18 protein-coding genes are annotated in these 18,526 nt (G+C 62.1%); 9 read left to right on the top strand and 9 right to left on the bottom strand.

Annotation, left to right across the window (positions count from 1 at the left end; genetic code table 11):
- Positions 1–55 precede the first annotated feature (55 nt).
- The 7 genes from tmk to NKH78_RS14610 all read left to right on the top strand — a co-directional run bounded on the left by tmk (position 56) and on the right by NKH78_RS14610 (position 6,945).
- Positions 56–730, top strand: coding sequence for a dTMP kinase (gene tmk, locus NKH78_RS14640; RefSeq protein WP_352736450.1), 675 nt, complete (start codon positions 56–58; stop codon positions 728–730).
- The gene (locus NKH78_RS14635; protein ID WP_352736448.1) at positions 727–1,782 is read left to right on the top strand and encodes a DNA polymerase III subunit delta'; all 1,056 of its coding nucleotides are present in this window, start codon (positions 727–729) and stop codon (positions 1,780–1,782) included. Before tmk ends, NKH78_RS14635 begins: the two co-directional genes overlap by 4 nt.
- Positions 1,783–1,902: 120 nt before the next feature.
- Positions 1,903–3,489, top strand: a complete 1,587-nt coding sequence (gene metG, locus NKH78_RS14630; RefSeq protein ID WP_352689351.1) for a methionine--tRNA ligase — start codon at positions 1,903–1,905, stop codon at positions 3,487–3,489.
- The gene (locus NKH78_RS14625) at positions 3,489–4,283 is read left to right on the top strand and encodes a TatD family hydrolase (protein ID WP_352883149.1); all 795 of its coding nucleotides are present in this window, start codon (positions 3,489–3,491) and stop codon (positions 4,281–4,283) included. Before metG ends, NKH78_RS14625 begins: the two co-directional genes overlap by 1 nt.
- Before the next feature lie 3 nt (positions 4,284–4,286).
- Entirely contained in the window at positions 4,287–5,105 is an 819-nt protein-coding gene (locus NKH78_RS14620) for an MBL fold metallo-hydrolase (RefSeq protein ID WP_352478841.1), read from the top strand.
- Positions 5,106–5,357: 252 nt separating this feature from the next.
- Positions 5,358–6,260: an agmatinase gene (locus tag NKH78_RS14615; protein ID WP_352689309.1), complete on the top strand. Its 903-nt coding sequence runs from the start codon at positions 5,358–5,360 to the stop codon at positions 6,258–6,260.
- A 94-nt stretch (positions 6,261–6,354) separates the two neighbouring features.
- Positions 6,355–6,945, top strand: coding sequence for a hypothetical protein (locus tag NKH78_RS14610; RefSeq protein WP_352689308.1), 591 nt, complete (start codon positions 6,355–6,357; stop codon positions 6,943–6,945).
- A 102-nt stretch (positions 6,946–7,047) separates the two neighbouring features.
- Here the strand turns inward: NKH78_RS14610 and NKH78_RS14605 are convergent, their stop codons facing one another.
- From NKH78_RS14605 to NKH78_RS14590, 4 genes are read right to left on the bottom strand one after another with little or no spacing between them, the layout of a single operon-like run.
- Positions 7,048–7,602, bottom strand: a complete 555-nt coding sequence (locus tag NKH78_RS14605; protein ID WP_352689307.1) for a DUF2076 domain-containing protein — start codon at positions 7,600–7,602, stop codon at positions 7,048–7,050.
- A 32-nt stretch (positions 7,603–7,634) separates the two neighbouring features.
- Complete coding sequence (locus tag NKH78_RS14600) at positions 7,635–8,342, bottom strand: Bax inhibitor-1/YccA family protein (RefSeq protein WP_254817208.1); 708 nt, start codon at positions 8,340–8,342, stop codon at positions 7,635–7,637.
- Between the two features lie 24 nt (positions 8,343–8,366).
- Positions 8,367–9,140 (bottom strand): anti-sigma factor family protein, encoded by a 774-nt coding sequence (locus NKH78_RS14595; RefSeq protein ID WP_352736446.1) that lies wholly within the window; start codon positions 9,138–9,140, stop codon positions 8,367–8,369.
- Entirely contained in the window at positions 9,140–9,670 is a 531-nt protein-coding gene (locus NKH78_RS14590; RefSeq protein ID WP_352876799.1) for a sigma-70 family RNA polymerase sigma factor, read from the bottom strand. Before NKH78_RS14590 ends, NKH78_RS14595 begins: the two co-directional genes overlap by 1 nt.
- A gap of 211 nt (positions 9,671–9,881) precedes the next feature.
- Between NKH78_RS14590 and NKH78_RS14585 the strand changes: the two genes are divergently transcribed.
- Both NKH78_RS14585 and mazG read left to right on the top strand, forming a co-directional pair.
- Positions 9,882–11,066: an amino acid aminotransferase gene (locus NKH78_RS14585; protein ID WP_352736445.1), complete on the top strand. Its 1,185-nt coding sequence runs from the start codon at positions 9,882–9,884 to the stop codon at positions 11,064–11,066.
- Positions 11,067–11,201: 135 nt separating this feature from the next.
- Entirely contained in the window at positions 11,202–12,026 is an 825-nt protein-coding gene (gene mazG, locus NKH78_RS14580) for a nucleoside triphosphate pyrophosphohydrolase (RefSeq protein WP_352507406.1), read from the top strand.
- A 6-nt stretch (positions 12,027–12,032) separates the two neighbouring features.
- On the opposite strand, the gene hflX is transcribed toward mazG, so the two are convergent.
- The 5 genes from hflX to NKH78_RS14555 form a co-directional block, all read right to left on the bottom strand.
- Entirely contained in the window at positions 12,033–13,424 is a 1,392-nt protein-coding gene (hflX, locus tag NKH78_RS14575) for a GTPase HflX (protein WP_352736443.1), read from the bottom strand.
- Positions 13,425–13,670 carry an RNA chaperone Hfq gene (hfq, locus tag NKH78_RS14570; RefSeq protein WP_006202172.1) on the bottom strand — a complete coding sequence of 82 codons (246 nt, stop codon included), beginning with the start codon at positions 13,668–13,670 and terminating at the stop codon, positions 13,425–13,427.
- A gap of 145 nt (positions 13,671–13,815) precedes the next feature.
- Positions 13,816–14,679 carry a D-amino-acid transaminase gene (locus NKH78_RS14565; RefSeq protein WP_352689299.1) on the bottom strand — a complete coding sequence of 288 codons (864 nt, stop codon included), beginning with the start codon at positions 14,677–14,679 and terminating at the stop codon, positions 13,816–13,818.
- 90 nt (positions 14,680–14,769) lie between these two features.
- A complete protein-coding gene (gene ntrX / locus NKH78_RS14560; RefSeq protein WP_254817201.1) occupies positions 14,770–16,131 on the bottom strand; it encodes a nitrogen assimilation response regulator NtrX in 1,362 nt (453 codons plus the stop codon).
- Positions 16,121–18,406 (bottom strand): sensor histidine kinase NtrY-like, encoded by a 2,286-nt coding sequence (locus NKH78_RS14555; protein WP_352478832.1) that lies wholly within the window; start codon positions 18,404–18,406, stop codon positions 16,121–16,123. Before NKH78_RS14555 ends, ntrX begins: the two co-directional genes overlap by 11 nt.
- Positions 18,407–18,526 lie beyond the last annotated feature (120 nt).

The raw sequence follows: 18,526 nt of genomic DNA, 5'->3' as shown, positions 1-18,526 counted from the left end.
GGTGGACCTTTTTTGCCGCCCGGACTATACGGTCCCCGAAGTATGGACAAAGGCTTTGGCGCGCGGATTTTTCATCACTTTTGAAGGCGGCGAAGGAGCAGGCAAGTCGACGCAGATCGAGCGGCTGGCCAAGAAGATGCGCGCCAAAAAATACGATGTGCTGGTGACGCGTGAGCCGGGTGGCTCGCCGGGCGCGGAGGCGGTCAGGCATGTCCTGCTTTCAGGCGCAGCCGAGCCGTTCGGCCCCAAGATGGAAGCGTTGCTTTTCGCCGCTGCGCGATCCGACCATGTCGAACAGGTCATCCGGCCGGCGGTCGAGCGCGGTTCGGTCGTGCTTTGCGATCGTTTCATGGATTCTTCACGCGTCTACCAGGGCGTCACCGGCGGCCTCGACCCGGCATTCATGGACGCATTGGAGAAGGTCGCCATCAACGGCATGGTGCCGGACATGACGCTGATCTTCGATATCGACCCCGCCGAGGGCCTGAGGCGCGCTACCGCCCGGCGGGGGAGCAGTGACGGACCGGACCGCTTCGAGAAGGAAACATTGGCCATCCACCAACGCCGGCGCGAGGCGTTTCTCGCGATCGCCGCAGCTGAACCCGAACGCTGCGTCGTCGTCGATGCGTCAGCCGACCCCGACACCGTGGAGGATATCGTTACCGCCATCGTCTTCGCGGCTCTCGAGAGGATGATGCCGGCGCAAAGAAGGCAGGTGGCGCCGGCATGATTTTCGAACGCATCGCGCCCGAACAGCACAACACGCTGGACGGGGTGCCCGAGCCATCCGAGACGCCGCGTCTTGTCGGTCACCCGCAGGCGGCCAACATGCTCGCCACCGCTTACCGCTCGGGAAAGCTGCCGCACGCACTGATCTTTGCCGGACCGGTGGGCATAGGCAAGGCGACGCTGGCCTTTCATCTGGCGCATCATCTGTTGAAGCACCCGGCCTTCGAGCAGGCGCTGGAAAGCCTTGCCGTTCCAGATCCGGCTTCGTCGCTGTTTCGCCAGATCGCCACCGGGGCACATCCTTCGGTTCTGCATCTTACACGCCCCGCGAATGACAAGACCAAGAGCTTCAAGACAGTGGTCACGGTCGACGAAATCCGTAAGGTCAGCCGCTTTCTGTCACTGACCTCGCACGACGGCAGCTACCGGGTGGTTATCGTCGATCCCGCCGACGACATGAACACCAATGCTGCCAATGCTTTGCTGAAGAATCTTGAAGAGCCACCCGCGCGCACCTTGTTCATCCTCATCGTCCATGCGCCGGGCAGTTTGCTGCCGACGATCCGGTCGCGCTGCCAGATGGTGCGATTAGCCCCGCTCGATGCCAAGAGCTTGATGGCGGTTCTGGAGGGCATCGAGCCGCCGCCACCGGAGGATCCTGCGGCGCGCGCGGCGCTGGCGGAGCGGGCAGGGGGCAGCGCGCGCAACGCGATCCTGTTGACGCAGTATGGCGGGCTTGAAATCGCCGCGACCCTCGATGCCCTGGTGATGTCCAAAAAGATAGATGTCGCAGGCGCCTACCGTCTTGCCGAGGCGGTCGCCGGCCGCGACCAGGCAATCCCGTTCGAGATATTCAATCGCCGCGCGCTCGACCTGCTGTCGGCCGGCGCCAGCCAGGCCGCGCTCGCCGGCGATCTCGCGCGGGCCAAAACGCTGTCGGATACTTGGCACGAGGCTTTGAACGCTATATCTGAAACCGAGACCTACAATCTCGACAAAAAGCAGCACGCCCTGACCATGATCGACCGCCTGAATTCTGCAATGCGAATGTGACGGCCGCTGGCGTGGCTTTGAAGCCCCTGAGCATTGATCCCAATCAATCGCAGGAACTTCGAAGCCACCACATTGGCGTCGGATGGCAATTGCCGTTTCGATGCGATATCTCACCGCGACATCTTTCATTCAGACATTCATGACGGCTCATCCATGTCACGCGAAAAATACTACGTCACGACGCCGATCTTCTATCCGAACGGAAAGCCGCATATCGGCCATGCCTACAATGTGATCGCCAGCGACACGCTTGCCCGCTTCCAGCGGCTCGACGGCAAGGACGTCTTCTTCGTCTCGGGGACCGACGAGCACGGCTTGAAGATGCAGCAGACGGCGGACGCCGAAGGCCTGACGCCGAAGGCGCTTGCCGATCGCAATTCGGCGATCTTCCGTTCGATGCTCGAAGCGACCGGCTGCTCGAACGACGTTTTTATCCGAACTACCGAGGAGCGGCACTACAAGGCTTGCCAGGCGATCTGGACACGCATGGCTGAGAATGGCGACATTTACCTCGACCGCTACAGCGGCTGGTATTCGGTTCGGCAGGAAGCCTATTTCGATGAGGCCGAAACCAAGGTCGGCGACGACGGCGTGCGCCGCGAACCGCTCGGCTCGCCTGTCGAATGGACCGAAGAAGAAAGCTACTTCTTTCGGCTTTCCGCCTATCAGGACAGGCTGCTCGCACTATACGAGAACAGCCCCGAATTCGTCGGGCCAGCGGAGCGGCGCAATGAAATCGTCAGCTTCGTCAAATCCGGCCTCAGGGATCTGTCCATCTCGCGCACCACGTTTAACTGGGGCGTGCCGGTCCCGGGCGACGACAAGCATGTGATGTATGTCTGGGTCGATGCACTGACCAACTACATCACCGCTGCCGGTTATCCGGATCCGGCCAGCGAGAGATGGTCTTTCTGGCCTGCAAACGTTCATGTCATCGGCAAGGATATCGTGCGCTTTCACGCGGTCTACTGGCCGGCTTTCCTGATGTCGGCTGGCATCGAATTGCCGAAGCGCGTGTTCGCGCATGGTTTTTTGTTCAACCGCGGCGAGAAAATGTCGAAGTCGGTCGGCAACGTCATCGACCCGTTCGCCATGATCGAGCACTACGGTCTCGACCAGGTGCGCTATTTCTTCCTGCGCGAAGTGCCGTTCGGTCAGGACGGTAGCTACAGCCATGATGCGATCGTCAACCGCACCAATGCCGACCTTGCCAACGATCTTGGCAATCTGGCGCAGCGCTCGCTGTCGATGATCGGCAAGAACTGCGGCGGCGTGGTGCCGAAGCGTGGCGAATTGAGCGACGCCGACAAGGCGATCCTCGATCAGGCAGATGCTGCCCTTGTCACGGCGCGCAGGACGATGGCCGACCAGGGCATCCATTTGGCGCTGGCGGCGATCTTTGGCGTGGTGGCCGAAGCCAACCGCTATTTCGCTGGGCAGGAGCCATGGGCGCTGAAGAAGACCGATCCGGCACGCATGGAAACGGTGCTGTGGACGACGGCAGAGGTGATCCGGCGTGTCGGATTGCTGTGCCAGCCCTTCATTCCAGGCTCGGCGGCAAAGCTGCTCGATCTTTTGGCAGTGCCGGCGGACAGCCGCGACTTCGCGCATGTCGCCGAACGTCATGCGCTGGTGTCCGGTACGGCGCTGCCGGCGCCGGAACCAGTATTTCCACGCTATGTCGAGCAAACGGATACAAGCGCCTGATGCTGGTCGACAGTCACTGCCATCTCGACTTTCCGGATTTCGCCGAAGAGCGGGCGACCATCGTCGCCCGCGCCCTCGCGGCCGGCGTCGGCCGTATGGTGACGATCTCGACGAGGGTGAAGCGATTTAGCCAAGTGCTTGAGATTGCAGAGACTTTCGATGAGGTCTATTGCTCGGTGGGCACCCATCCGCACAATGCGGCGGAAGAGCTTGACGTCGCTGTCGATGATCTGGTGCGGCTCTCTGCTCATCGCAAAGTGGTGGCGATCGGCGAGGCCGGGCTCGACTATTTCTACGATCATGCGCCGCGCGACGCACAGGCTCAGGGCTTTCGCACCCACATCGCCGCGGCGCGCGTGACCGGTCTGCCGCTGGTCATCCATTCGCGCGACGCCGACGACGACATGGCTGACATCCTCGAAGAAGAAACAGGGAAGGGCGCCTTCCCCTTCATCCTGCACTGTTTTTCGTCTGGGCGCAGGCTAGCCGAGATCGGTGTCGGGCTCGGCGGCTACGTTTCGTTTTCCGGTATCCTGACCTTCAAGAACTCCGCCGAGCTGCGCGCCGTCGCCGCCGATGTGCCGCGCGACCGTCTGCTGGTCGAAACCGACGCGCCATACCTTGCGCCGATCCCGTTTCGCGGCAAGCGCAATGAGCCCGCCTATGTCGCGCATACAGCCAAGGTGCTGGCCGAGACGATCGGCTTCAGCGAGGCCGAGATCGCTGATATCACCACGGATAATTTCTTCCGGCTGTTCAGGAAAATGCCGCGCCCGAGCGCGCCGGGCGCCTGACGCATGAGCGACCGGTTACGTCTTACCGTCCTCGGCTGCGGCTCATCGCCGGGCACGCCACGCATCACCGGCGACTGGGGCAGTTGCGATCCCGCGAACCCCCGAAACCGGCGCACGCGCACCGCAGCGCTCGTCGAGCGGATCGCGGCGAATGGCGTCCGGACCACGGTCGTCATCGACACCGGCCCGGATTTCCGCGAGCAGATGCTGCTGGCATCGGTCAGGCGCATCGATGCGGTGGTCTATACACATCCGCATGCCGACCATATCCACGGCATCGACGATTTGCGCGGCTTCGTACTGGAGCAGCGCCACCGGATCGACATCCATGCCGATCAGGCCACCATGCTGCGCTTACGCGAGGCGTTCCGCTACTGTTTCGAAACACCGAAAGGCAGTTCGTATCCGCCGATCGTGAACGCCCATATCATCGACCACGACAGGCCGGTGGTGATCGAGGGCGAGGGCGGCGCCCTCACCCTCGAACCGCTGGTGCAGCTTCATGGCGACATCACCTCGCTGGGTTTCCGCATCGGCGGGCTGGCTTATTGCCCTGATGTCAGCGACTTTCCGGACGCGACCGCCGAGCGCTTGCGCGGGTTGGACGTGCTGGTCATCGACGCGCTGCAATACACCGTCCATCCGAGCCATCTGTCGCTTGGCCAGGCGCTTGGCTGGATCGAAAGACTGGCGCCGAAGAACGCGGTGCTGACGCATATGCATGTGCCACTCGACTACGCAACGGTAATGGCCGAGACGCCGGCCAACGTCGAGCCTGCTTATGATGGCATGACGATCGAAATCCCTTACGAATCAGCGTGAAGGATCGAGTTTTTACGGTTGGGTTTCTGAGTGGGGTCTCGCAAGGTGCGTGAAACCAATTCTCGCTCTAAAGCCGGCCCAGCGGCTCGCTGGTGCCACTTCCACGCCACATTCTTATCCGCCATTTCAGTTCCATAACCTATCTTATGCGACTGAAGCTTGTAGCAGCCATTTTAGGAATGCGACGGTTGAGCAAATTAGAGATGCGACATTTGTCGTGCGTCTGACGAACCGCAGCATTACAACCAGCAAATGACCCACTTTCTCGGCTTTCCCGATCACCTCGCCGATGGCCGCATGCCTCGTGCGGTGATCTTCGGAGCCGGTCACGGCAGCACGTATCCCAGCGAGGACAGTCATGGCTATGCCTTGGCAGCCGACGCCATCCGCGCTGCAAGCCGGGTCGATGCCACGCTCATCGAGCACTGGGATTTCGATCTTGGTGGCCCGCTGTTCGACGGCAGGCCGATCTGCTGCATCGATACCGGCAACATCCCGACCACCATGCATGACAATGCCGGCAACCGGGCCAAGATCGAGGCGAAGACGCGCGAGGTCCTGGCATTGCCGGCCGTGCCGATCCTGCTCGGCGGCGACGACTCCGTGCCCATTCCCTTCCTCGCCGGATTTGCGGATCACGGCCCGGTCTGGATCCTGCAGATCGACGCCCATATCGACTGGCGCGACGAGTTGCATGGCGAACGATACGGCTATTCGAACCCGATGCGCCGGGCGAGCGAGATGCAGCATGTTGCCGGCATCGTGCAGGTCGGCATCCGTGGCGTCGGTAGCGCACGCATCACCGAAATCGAAGCTGCGCGGCGCTATGGCAGCCGTTTCGTGACCGCCCGCGAGGTTCACGCCCAGGGCGTCGAAGCCGCTCTCCGATACATTCCGGAAGGAGCGCGGATCGTCATCACGCTCGACTGCGATGGCCTCGATCCCGGTATCATGCCTGGCGTAGCTGCGCGTACACCCGGCGGCCTCACCTATACGCAAGTGATCGACCTGATCGCGGGCCTCGGCAGGCGGGCCAAGATCGCAGGATTCGACCTTGTCGAGCTCTATCCTCCCGCCGACATTGACGGCCTGTCGGCGATGACCGCCGCGCGCCTTCTCGTCAATGTAATCGGCACCATCGTCCGTCAAGTTTGAAAGCCGGCTTCCTCACGCATGATGGCCAGACAAGATTTCATCGGCTGCCGGCCAGGCGCGAAGATTCTCAACCGGCATGCTAGGGTTGCGAATCATGAAGCGACTTGGGCTCTTCACAAGTTTCGTCCTCACCCTCGCCTGCGTGCTCACTGGCGCGCGAGCGCAGGACTTTGATCGTGCGCCAGGCGAGAACGACCTGGCTTTCGCCAAACGTGTTGTCGGGTTCGCCGACAATGCTGATCCGCACACCACAGCCGTGAGCTGGAGCGGCCTCCAGACACTCTTCGTCGATTACCAGACCGCTGAGGACTATCCGGAACGCCCGCTCGTCGCGCTGCAACGGCTAGCTGACAACAGATATCGCACAATCCAGGTCACGATCGGTGAACAAGAGGGCGACACGCCGGACATAGCGCTCGGCCTCGCCAACGCCGACCACGACCCGGCAAAGGAACTGATCGTGATACTTTCCTGGGCTCAGATGCACTACGATGTCGAAGGGACGCTCTACGAAGTTCGCATCTTCGATGGCCCCAAGCCAGGCCAGAAGGCGCTGACTCAATTGAAAGCGAGCCGGAAGTTCGACGCCACATGCGACTGCCATTGGCGCGACGGCACAACGAAGCACTTCCGCTTCAAGACGATCGCAGCGGTCAAGACTGAACTGAAGCGCCTGGGTTATTAGCCGCCGGCGAGGGCTCGCTTCCCGGATGCTGCCCTCGCCATCTCGCCTATGCTGGCCCGCAATCGTCACCAGCGCCGGCACAGGCACAGTCTGGGTCGCTCGTCAGAACTCCATATCACCGAAGTCACCGCCATTGTCGGAGCTGGCATCGCCTGCCTGATCGGCTTCGTCCGGCTGCGGCGTCGGCTGTTCAGCTGCCTTCGCTTCGCTGCCGCCAAACATGCCGGCGATCGCGTTGCCGAGCAGCACTCCGCCGGCCACGCCCATCGCGGTCTGCGCAGCGCCAGCAAGAAAACCGCCGCCTGCCCGCTGTGGCGTGTCCTGCGGCCCTTCAGTTGCAACGGAGGCGGCGCGCCCTACCCGCGGAACCGAGCCCGAGCGCCTGCCGCCGCTGCGGCCGAAGAAGCTGCTGAGCGGTCCACCGCCGGCGGGCTGCTGCGCCTGCTCTTCCAGTTCTTCGATGCGCGCCTGAGCTGCGTTCAAGGCCTGCTCCTGAACCACGATCGTCTGGGCCATGTAATATGGCGCGCCAGGCTGCTGGCCGATCTGATCCTGGATGAAGCGCTCTGCTTCCGCATCGCGCGGCGACGCCTGGCGCTCGACATTTGCCAACTTCTCGAAGAGGCGTCCGATCGCCTGTTGATCGTTTCTGTCCATGATATCCGCCTCCGGTCGTGGTCCGACGCCGGCTATTCGCGCTCGCCGGTGAAGTTCAACAGCAGTTGGAAGATGTTGATGAAGTTCAGATAGAGCGAGAATGCACCGAAGACAGCGAGCTTCTGCTGTGATTCCGCACCGAAGTTTTCCGCATACTGCTCTTTGATAGTCTGGGTATCCCAGGCGGTGAGGCCGATGAAGACGGCGATGCCGATCACCGAGATCGCGAACTGGAGCGCGGTCGAGCCCAGGAAGATATTGACGATGCTGGCGATCACCACGCCGATCAGGCCCATGATCAGGAACGACGAGAACTGCGTCAGGTCGCGTTTGGTCGTGTACCCGTAAAGGCTGGTCGCGCCGAACATGGTGGCGGCGATGAAGAAGGTGCGTGCGATGCTGGTGCCGGTAAAGACCAGGAACACGGAAGCCAGCGACAGCCCCATGACCGCGCAGAATGCCCAGAACATCGCCTGGGCGCCGGCCGCCGACATCGTCTGCATCCGGAAGGAGAACAAGAGCACAAAAGCCAGTGGTGCCAGCATAACCACCCATTTCAGCGGTGTGGAGAAGATCGGCACGTAAAGCGCGGGTGTGGAAGCCACCACGAACGCGATCACGCCCGTAACGACGAGGCCAAGGCCCATGTAGTTGTAGACGCGCAGCATGTGCCGGCGCAGGCCTTCGTCGTAGACGGCTCCGGCTCGGGCTCCGGCCCCGATATATCCGAGATTGTTCATGTGGTTCTCCTTCTTGAAGGTCGATCAGTAAAGCGTCTTGGCGAGCGCTTCGGCCGTGAGATCTATGCCTTGGATGTCGCTACGTGCGACGACCGCGTAGGCGACCTCGCCGATCTGGAAATAAGCTGAGGAAACGTCGCCCGAGGGAACGACAGTCGGCTTGACGACGTCGAATGTCCCGGGCCTGATTGCGAACAACGAGACCAGCCCCATCTCTTTCGTCTCGACAGCCATCTCGACGCTCGGGCCGAACTGCGATGGGTAGATCTGCACGTCGCGGACCGTCCAGTCCGCTGGCAGCGATGGCATAATGATCGCCGTCGCGGCGCGAACTTCGTCGGCATTGTAGCCGGGCGCTTCGGGTTGCGACGACATCGCCTCGCGCACGAGCGTCGTGCGGTGCGCCCGGACCGCGTCCTCCACATAGGCGGGCGGATGGGTCGAAGCGACGACTTCCGTCACCGATATCGGTCCGATGAGCCCGTTCGCAAGCCAGCCGGCAGCGACGAAGACAGCGACTGCCGCCGCTCGCTGCAAAGCACCAAGGACGCGGCCGCGCGCCAATCCCCGCTCCAGCCGCCGTGCGGCCTCGGCCGTCGAGGGCCGCGCCATGCCTTTCGATCCGGCAAGCGCCACGCGCAATTCGTCACGCATCCGCAGGTCGGACATCACCCGCGCGGCCGCGTCCGGGCGGGCCGAAAGGAACGCCTCGACCTCGATGCGGCGTGCCACGTCCAGCTGATCGTCGACATAGGCGTCGAGATCGGTGTCGGTCACGGGATCGCGCAGTTGGTTCATTATCGACCTCCGACGATCTTCAGATGGCCTTTCGCCCGTGCCGGTGCCGCGTCCTCCATCTCGCGGAGTGCCGCACGTGCCCTGCCGATGCGCGACATCAGCGTGCCAAGCGGCACGCCGCTAACCTCGGCCGCCTCGCTGTAGCTGAGCCCCTCGATGGCGACGAGATGCAGCGCGCAACGTTGCTCTTCCGGCAATGTGAAAAAAGCGTCGCGCACCTGTGCCAGACGGACCGAATGTTCCTGCGCAGCCTGGACGCTGGCCTCGGCGAGATAGCCGGCCTGTTCGATGCGCATTGCTTCGGATTTGCGGGATCGCAAGCCGTCGATGAACGCGTTGTGGACGATCGACAGCAGCCATACGCGAAGGTTTCCGCCGGAGCGGAAGCTGCCGCGTCGCTCATAGGCACGCACCAGCGCATCATGCACCAGATCCTCTGCATCGGCGCTGTCGCGTGTCAGCGAGCGTGCATAGCGGCGCAGTGAACCGAGCTGTCCCAGAATGTCGAAGCGTGGCATCGGCCGTTTCATGTCCTGTTTACGGAGCAGGTCGGAATTTTAATCCCGCTCGCCCGAATTTTTCGGCTCGCCGCGCTCTCTCTGGGAGATATCGCGCCTGCCCTCGCCCGGCAGATAGTATCGGCCGCCCTCGAGGCAAACCGACGCCGCGTTGGCGCATATGAAACTGCTGGCAAAGCACGGCCGGTTTGCGTATCACTCCGCCGCCAACGGAAACTTATCGATGTTCGAAAATCTCCAGCCCGCGCCTGCCGACAAGATCCTGGCCTTGATCGGCCTCTATCGCGCCGACCCGCGTCCCGACAAGGTCGATCTCGGGGTCGGCGTCTATAAGGATCGCGACGGCAAGACGCCGGTGATGCGCGCGGTGCGCGAAGCCGAAAAGCGGTTGCTGCAGGGCCAGGATACCAAGACCTATCTCGGCCTCGCCGGGGATACCGCCTTCAACGCGGCGCTGGCCAGGTTGGTGTTCGGCCCAGCCGCCGACATGACACGCATTTGTGCGGCACAGGCGCCTGGCGGCTCCGGCGCGCTGCGGCTGGTGGCAGAGCTGCTGAAAAGGACCCGCACCGACGCGATGGTCTGGCTGTCGGATCCGACATGGCCGAACCACACGCCGGTGATGCGCGCCGCTGGCCTGCAGACACGCGAATATCCCTATTTCGACGCTGCTTCTGGTGCGGTTCGCTTCGACGACATGCTGAATGCATTGAGAACCGCCAATCCTGGCGACGTCGTATTGTTGCATGGCTGTTGCCATAACCCGACGGGCGCCAATCTAGAAATCCCGCAATGGGCTGCCATTGCCGATCTTGTCGTTGAGCGCGGCCTGCTGCCCTTTGTCGACATCGCCTATCAGGGCTTTGGCGACGGGCTTGATGCGGATGCCGCCGGCTTGCGCCTTCTGGCGGCAAAAGTTCCGGAAATGGTCGTTGCCTCGAGCTGCTCGAAGAACTTTGCCGTCTATCGCGACCGAGTCGGTGCAGCGCTGATCATGGCGAAAGACGGCGCGCAGGCGGATTTGGCGATGGGCCAGATGCTGTCGGCGGCACGTGCCATGTATTCGATGCCGCCGGACCACGGCGCGGCGGCGGTGCGCATCGTGCTCGAAGACCCCGCATTGCGTTCCGATTGGGAGGCAGAGCTTGAAGAGATGCGGCTGCGCATGCTGCGGCTGCGCGTCCAGTTCTCCGAGGCGCTGCGCCGGCAGTCCAACTCCGACCGTTTCGATTTCGTCGCCAGCCATCGCGGCATGTTTTCCCGGCTCGGCCTGTCGGAAGCGCAAGTCGAGCGGCTGCGCGCCGAGCATGGCATCTACATGGTCGGCGACAGCCGCATCAACGTTGCCGGGCTGCCCGAGGACGGCATGGATGCGCTCGCCAAGGCGATCGTCTCCGTGCTCGACTGATGCTTTTGCTAACTAGGATCTTCCGGAAACCGGGTCCACTTTCGTATCATGGTCTGGCGGCCCATCTGTGGACAAGGCGCCCTCACCGGCTGAAGCCGTTGGCCGCACAGCCGTGTACAGGATAGCGTTTCCCAGATGAAACCCTCGAAAGACATTTCCCGGCTGATCGAGATCATGGCAGCGCTGCGGGCGCCGGAAACCGGTTGCCCGTGGGATATCGAGCAGGGCTTTTCGACAATCGCGCCATACACGATCGAGGAAGCCTACGAAGTGGCGGACGCCATTGCGCGCGGCGATCTCGACGATCTGCGGGACGAGCTTGGCGATCTCCTGCTGCAAGTGGTCTACCACGCGCAAATGGCCGAGGAGGCCGGCGAATTTTCATTCGGCGATGTGGTCCAGGCCATCACCACAAAAATGATCCGCCGCCATCCCCATGTCTTCGGCGACGACAAGGCGCGCAGCGCCGGCATGGCCAAGGGCATGTGGGAAAAGATCAAGGCAGAGGAAAAGGCGGAGAAGCGCAGTGCGCGCCTCACCCGTGGGCTCGACCCGGAAGACCATGGCAAGGGCTTTCTCGACAGCGTGCCGGTCGCGCTGCCCGCGCTGACCCGGGCGCTCAAGCTGCAGGAAAAGGCCGCCCGCGTCGGCTTCGACTGGAGCGAGGCGGCACCGATCCTCGAAAAGATAGAGGAGGAGATCGGCGAATTGCGCGAAGCGCTCGCCAAAGGCGACAGCGCGCCGATCAAGGATGAGTTCGGCGACATGCTGTTTGCGATCGTCAATCTCGGCCGGCACCTCAAAATTGATTCCGAAGCGGCACTCAGCGGCACCAACGAAAAATTCCGGTCGCGCTTCCACTATGTCGAGCGGACGCTGCAAGCGTCGGGAAACAGCCTAGAAGAGGCGACGCTGGACGAGATGGAAGCGCTCTGGCAGCAAGCAAAAAGCGCGAAGTAAAGGTCCCTACCCGCTGTTTTGACGTCGCAATCGGCTTTCGATCTCCTGCCGGGCGCTGTGCGTGGCCTTGAGCGCGATGGTCACGCTGCCATCCTCATTGTCATCACGCGAGGCGATGTCGCCGTTGCGGTAAAGCCAGTCGACGACGGCGAGTTGGTCGGGCTTGAGCGTGACGGTGAACGTCTCCAGTTCGCCCGACATCATCGTCTCGATGATCGCCTTCAGCGCATCGATGCCCTCGCCGGTCACTGCCGATATGGCGATTGGCGGTGCCTTCTTGCCGTCAGCACCATCAGCAAGCAGCCGCGCCCGGTTGCCCTCGTCGAGCCGGTCGATCTTGTTCCATACTTCGATGACGCGCTTGCTATCGCGGGCATCGACGCCGAGATCGGCAAGGATGCGCTCGACATCTTCGGCCTGCGCGGCCGTATCGGGATCGGAGATGTCGCGCAGATGAATGACGAGGTCTGCCTCGACCACTTCCTCCAGCGTCGCCCTGAAGGCCGCGACCAGATGTGTTGGCAGGTCGGAAATGAAGCCTACCGTGTCGGAAAGGATGATCGGCGTACCGTGCGGCAGGCGCACGCGGCGCAGCGTCGGGTCGAGCGTGGCAAACAGCATGTCTTCGGCCAGCACCCCTGCTCCGGTCAGCCGGTTGAACAGCGTCGACTTGCCGGCATTGGTGTAGCCGACGATCGCCACCACCGGAAATGGCACCTTCTTGCGCTTGGCACGGTGCAGGTCGCGGGTGCGGCGCACGGTTTCGAGCTCGTGCTTCAGCTTGGTGATCTTGTCCTGCAGCACACGCCGATCCGACTCGATCTGGGTCTCGCCAGGACCGCCGAGAAAGCCGGCGCCGCCGCGCTGGCGCTCGAGGTGGGTCCAGCTTCGGACAAGGCGGCCCTTCTGGTAGTTGAGATGGGCAAGGTCGACCTGCAGCGTGCCTTCTTTGGTGCGGGCGCGCTCGCCGAAAATCTCCAGGATCAGCCCGGTGCGGTCGAGCACCTTGGCGTTCAACTCTTTTTCGAGGTTGCGCTGCTGTACCGGAGTCAGCGGATGATCGACAATGACCACTTCCGCGTGGCCCTCTTTGACGATCTCGGCGAACTCCGCGACCTTGCCGCTGCCGAGCAGGGTCGCCGGACGTGGATCATTGACGGTCACCACCGCCGTGTGGACCAAGTCAAGGTCGATGGCGCTGGCGAGGCCGACCGCCTCGTCGCGACGGGCCTCGGCGGAACGGGTCAGGCGCGGACGATTGGTATCGTCGTCGCCACGCGGCTGCCGGGTAAGCACCGGCACGATGACCACCGCCCGGGTCCGGCCGTTGGCCTCTGTCCCGGTCTGATGTGCTGGTTTTCCGCGAACGCTGCGGTCCGCGTCTTTCTCACGTGCCAATCAGGCGCCCTGGCTTTCCTCACCATCGAACATCTGAACCGGCTGGCTCGGCATGATCGTGGAAATAGCGTGCTTGTAGACAAGCTGGGAATGGCCGTCGCGACGCAGCAGAACGCAGAAATTATCGAACGAAGTGACCACGCCGGTCAGCTTCACGCCGTTGATGAGAAAGATGGTGAGTGGGTTTTTGCTCTTGCGAACTGAATTCAGGAACAGGTCCTGAAGATTTTGCGATCGTTCCGCCATTGTTCTTGTCTTTCGCCGATCCCCTTCGGTTTGCAGGCCAATGCGCCAAATTAGCCGGCACATGTCAAGCACGCAAACACCATCTTGCCGTCAGTAACGACAAGCAGAACGAGATATATTGATGTTCATTCCATCTGTGCGGTTATCAGGCTGGACTTTTTTCCGCAACGTCAAAAAAGGCCTGCCGTAATGAAACTGTTATCGAGCCCGGGTGGCCGTTGGCGACGGGAGCGCCATCGATCGCCACCACCGGCATGGCAATCGTGGTTGCAGAGCTGATGAAAACCTCGCGCGCGGCCTTGGCTTCGGCAACCGAAAAGCCGCGCTCCTCAATCTTCAGGCCAAGCTTGGCGGCGACATCGAACAGTGTCGTGCGGGTGATGCCGCGCAGGATGCCGTGCTCGGCGGGCCGTGTCACCAGCACGCCGTCCCTGGTGATGATCCACGCGTTCGACGATCCACCTTCCTTGACGGTACCGTCAACATCAACGAACCAGGCCTCCTGAGCGCCGGCTTCCTTGGCTTTCTGCTTGGCCAGCACGTTCGGCAGCAGGCCGACCGACTTGATATCGACCCGATCCCATCGGTTCTCCGGCACCGTGATGACCCGGATCCCGCTCTCGGCCCGCTTCGCGGCAACTGCAGGATCGGCTTTTTTGGCGATCACCACCAGTGACGGCTTCGTGCCCGCCGGCGGGAAGAAAAACTCGCGGCTGGCGACGCCGCGTGTCACCTGGACGTAGATCAGACCGTCGACGACATGGTTGCGGCGCACCACCTCGCGCATGACGAGCGGTAGCACGCCGCGCGTGATCGGCCAATCGATCGAGAGTTCGGTAAGTGAGCGGTTCAATCGAGCGAGATGGCGCGGCATGTCGACGATGAAGCCTCGTGCCACCTCGCAGACCTCGTAGACGCCATCGGCGAATTGATAGCCACGGTCTTCGATATGCACCGAAGCTTCGGCGTGAGCGACATAGCGCCCGTTAACATAGGCAATGCGCGGCATGGCAAATCCCTGGAAGAAGTCCCAGCTTTCTTATGCAATTCCAAGGACCGCAGTAACCGATAATTGCGTGGGCCACGACTGGTTTGGCTGTCAGACGCCCAGCGACTTCAGCTTGCGGTGCAATGCAGAGCGTTCCATGCCGATAAACTCTGCCGTCTTCGAGATGTTGCCGCCAAAACGGTTGATCTGGGCGATCAGATAATCCTTTTCGAATTGTTCGCGTGCTTCACGCAGCGGCAGCGCCATTATGTGCTGATCGGACTTGTTTGGAGTGCGCGGCATGACGTCGCCGATCTCGGCAGGCAAGAGGTCGGCGGTGATCGGCGCATCGACATCATCGCCACGCGCCAGGATCATCAGACGCTCGACATTGTTTCGCAACTGCCGAACGTTGCCCGGCCAGTTGTGCGCCTGCAGCACCGCCAGCGCGTCGTCGCCGATGCGACGCGGCTTGATGCCGGCCTGGCGAGCGATCTGCTTCATGAAATTGTCGACCAGATAAGGAATGTCCTCGCGACGCTCGGCCAGTCCCGGCACCATGACCGGAACCACGGCCAGGCGATGATAAAGGTCCTCACGGAAACGGCCGTCGGCGATCATGGCTTCGAGGTTCTGCGAGGTCGACGAGATGATGCGCACGTCGACCTTGACCCGCTTGGTGCCCCCTACCCGCTCGAACTGCTGTTCGACCAGCACGCGCAGGATCTTGTTTTGCGTCTCGCGCGGCATATCGGCCACTTCATCGATGTAGAGAATGCCGCGATGGGCTTCCTCCAGCGCGCCGACCTTGCGTTCGACGCCGTTCGATTCGGTGCCGAACAGCTCGATCTCCATACGCTCAGGCGTGATGTTGGCGGCGCTCAGCGTCACAAAAGGTGCACTCTTGCGCGCCGACAATGCGTGGATGGCGCGCGCCGCCAGTTCCTTGCCCGAGCCGGAGGGGCCGATAATCATGACGCGGCTGTTGGTCGGCGCGACGCGCTCGATGGTCTGGCGCAATTGGCTCATTGCCGACGACATGCCGATGAGGTCGAAAGTCTCGCCGCTGCGCAATTTGAGATCCGAAACCTCGCGTCTCAATTTGGACGTTTCAAGCGCCCGTTCGGCAATAAGGATCAGCCTGTCGGCCTTGAACGGCTTTTCAATAAAATCATAGGCGCCGCGGCGGATGGCCGAGACCGCCGTTTCGATATTGCCGTGGCCCGAGATCATCACCACCGGCAGGTTCGGGTGCATCGTCTTGATCTCGTCCAGCAAAGCGAGGCCATCGAGCCGCGAACCCTGCAGCCAGATGTCGAGGAAGATCAGCCGGGGTGCTCGGTCGGCGACCGCCGCCAGCGCGCTGTCGGCGTCAAACGCCGTGCGTGTTTCGTGACCTTCGTCGCTCAGGATACCGGCGACGAGTTCGCGGATGTCTTCCTCGTCATCGACGATGAGAATATCAGACGCCATTACCGACCTTTTCAGTTTCTTTTTCGTGTTCCGTCTTGCCCTCGCCGCGTATCGGAACTGTGGCGGCAACCGGCAGGATGATGCTGATCATTGCACCCCGCCCATCGTGGAAGTCCGCTGGTGCATCGTGCAATTCGAGTCGCCCGCCATGGTCCTCCACGATCTTCTTGACGATAGCGAGGCCAAGCCCGGTGCCTTTCTCGCGTGTCGTCATGTAAGGCTCGAGCAAGCGCTGCCGGTTTTCGCGCGGCAAGCCCCTGCCGTTGTCGATGACGTCGATTCGAATCGCGCCATTCTGACGTCCGGCTTGAATCCGGATTATGCCGTGCGGACGATCCTCTGCATCAAGTCCGTCGATGGCTTCGGCGGCATTCTTGATGACGTTGCCGAACGCCTGCGCCATCAGGCGGCTGTCGAACGTGCCTTTGAGCGGCTCATTGCCGAAGACGCGCTCGAAGGTGATGTCGGCGCGGCTTACTTCGACCAGGAACGAGGCCTCGCGCAACGAATCGCGCAGATCGATTGCCTTCATTTCCGGTTTCGGCATGCGGGCGAACGCCGAGAACTCGTCGACCATGCGGCCGATGTCCTCCACTTGCCGGATGATGGTGTCGGTGCATTGATCGAAAACCTCACGGTCCTCGGTGATGACCTTGCCGTAACGGCGCTTGATGCGCTCGGCCGAAAGCTGGATCGGCGTCAGCGGGTTCTTGATCTCGTGGGCGATGCGCCGCGCCACGTCGGCCCATGCAGAGGAACGCTGTGCCTGGACCAGATCGGTAATGTCGTCGACTGTCACGACGTAGGACTTATCCTCCGAACCGTCGTCGCCGGCTTCAATCGTGATCTGCACGTTGAAGGTCCGTTCGGTGCCGGCACGATAGAAGGTGACCTGTTCGCGATAGACCGGCTTGCCCGATTTGCGGCCGATCTCGAAGACGCGGCCGACATGCGGCAGCACCGCGGAAAGGTTCTGCCCAAGCGCTGCCGGAGCGGATATGGCCAGCATGGTTTCGGCCGAACGGTTGACGATGGTGACGATGCCATATGGATCGACGCCGATGACCCCGGCGGTGACGCCGGCAAGCACCGCCTCCGAAAAGCGCCGCCGCTCGTCGATCAAATCCTTGGCCGACAGGATCTCGTTGCGCTGCGATTTCAGCTCCATCAGCATCTTGTTGAAGGTGTCGCCGAGCGAGGCGACGTCACCGTCGGAGGGGCGGACAGGCACGGCTACGTCGAGATTGCCGGTAGCGACCTCGTCGGCCGCGCCGATGAGCTGACGAATCGGCCGCACCAGGCGGTCGGCCACCGCAATGCCGGTCCAGATGGCGGACAGGATGATGATCAGCGTCAGCGACAGATAGGGAAGCGCGAAAGCCACTTGCGAGGTGCGGCGATTGTCTTCGAGACCGCGATATTCGGCGGTGTTGGATTTGACGATCTGCCGCGCCTTGATCACCTCGGGATCGACGAGGCGGATGGTGTAAAGATAGAGGCCGTCGATCTCGCGCAGCTTGACGATGGCACCCATGATGTTGCGGGTGCGCGGTTCTATCAGCACCGGCTTGCCGTCTGCAGCGCTTGCCACGGCGCCCTCAGGCGGCTCTGGCATGGCAAAGTCCGCGTCGGTCTTGGCGCTCATGACGAAGGAACCATCGGGCTTGATGAGTGCCGCGTGCGCCAGCGAGCGACCCACCGCCTCCTTGTTCATGAGGTCGAGGAAACCGGTACGATCGAGGCCGTAAAGCGTGCGCGAAGCGTCGAGGTCGTAAGCCATCGACAACGTCGTGCCCTGAAGATTTCGCGCGTTTTCCTGCACATAGGCGTCAGCGATCGACAACGACGAATTGACGATCGTCTTGGTGCGGATCTCGAACCAGCGGTCGAGGCCGATGTCGAGCGTGATCGACGCGATGATCGCCACCATGATGGCGGGGATGGCGGCGACCAGCGCAAACATCGCCACTATGCGCACATGCAGCCGCGACGCAGCCTTGCCATGCCGTCGTGCCATCAGGATGCGATGCACCTCGCGGCCGACCAGCAAAATCAGAAACAGGACGAACGCCGCATTAAGCGCAATCAGCGCCAGCGTCGTCCTCGCGTCGGGCGTGATCGGCGTCGCACCGACCAGAATGGCGAAGGAGATCGCCGCCGTCACCAGCGCACCGGCAATGGCGATCACGCCCGGCAGCGCAAGCAGCCGGCGACCGTCTCGCGCGCCCGTATTGCTGAAAAGCGATTTGCTCAGTGTCGGTGCGTGCAGGGCCATGTCGCTGTCTAGAGCCAGTGATTACGTCGGATGTATGCAACGCATTGTGGCGATTATGCAACAAGTGTGGCCTAGACGGAAATCTTTCGGCAATCGATCCCCTGGAAAGCGCTCGTAAAG

It is taken from the genome of Mesorhizobium sp. M0910 (assembly GCF_040319465.1).
Classification (GTDB): Bacteria; Pseudomonadota; Alphaproteobacteria; order Rhizobiales; family Rhizobiaceae; genus Mesorhizobium.
This window is presented reverse-complemented; position numbering and strand designations above follow the sequence as displayed.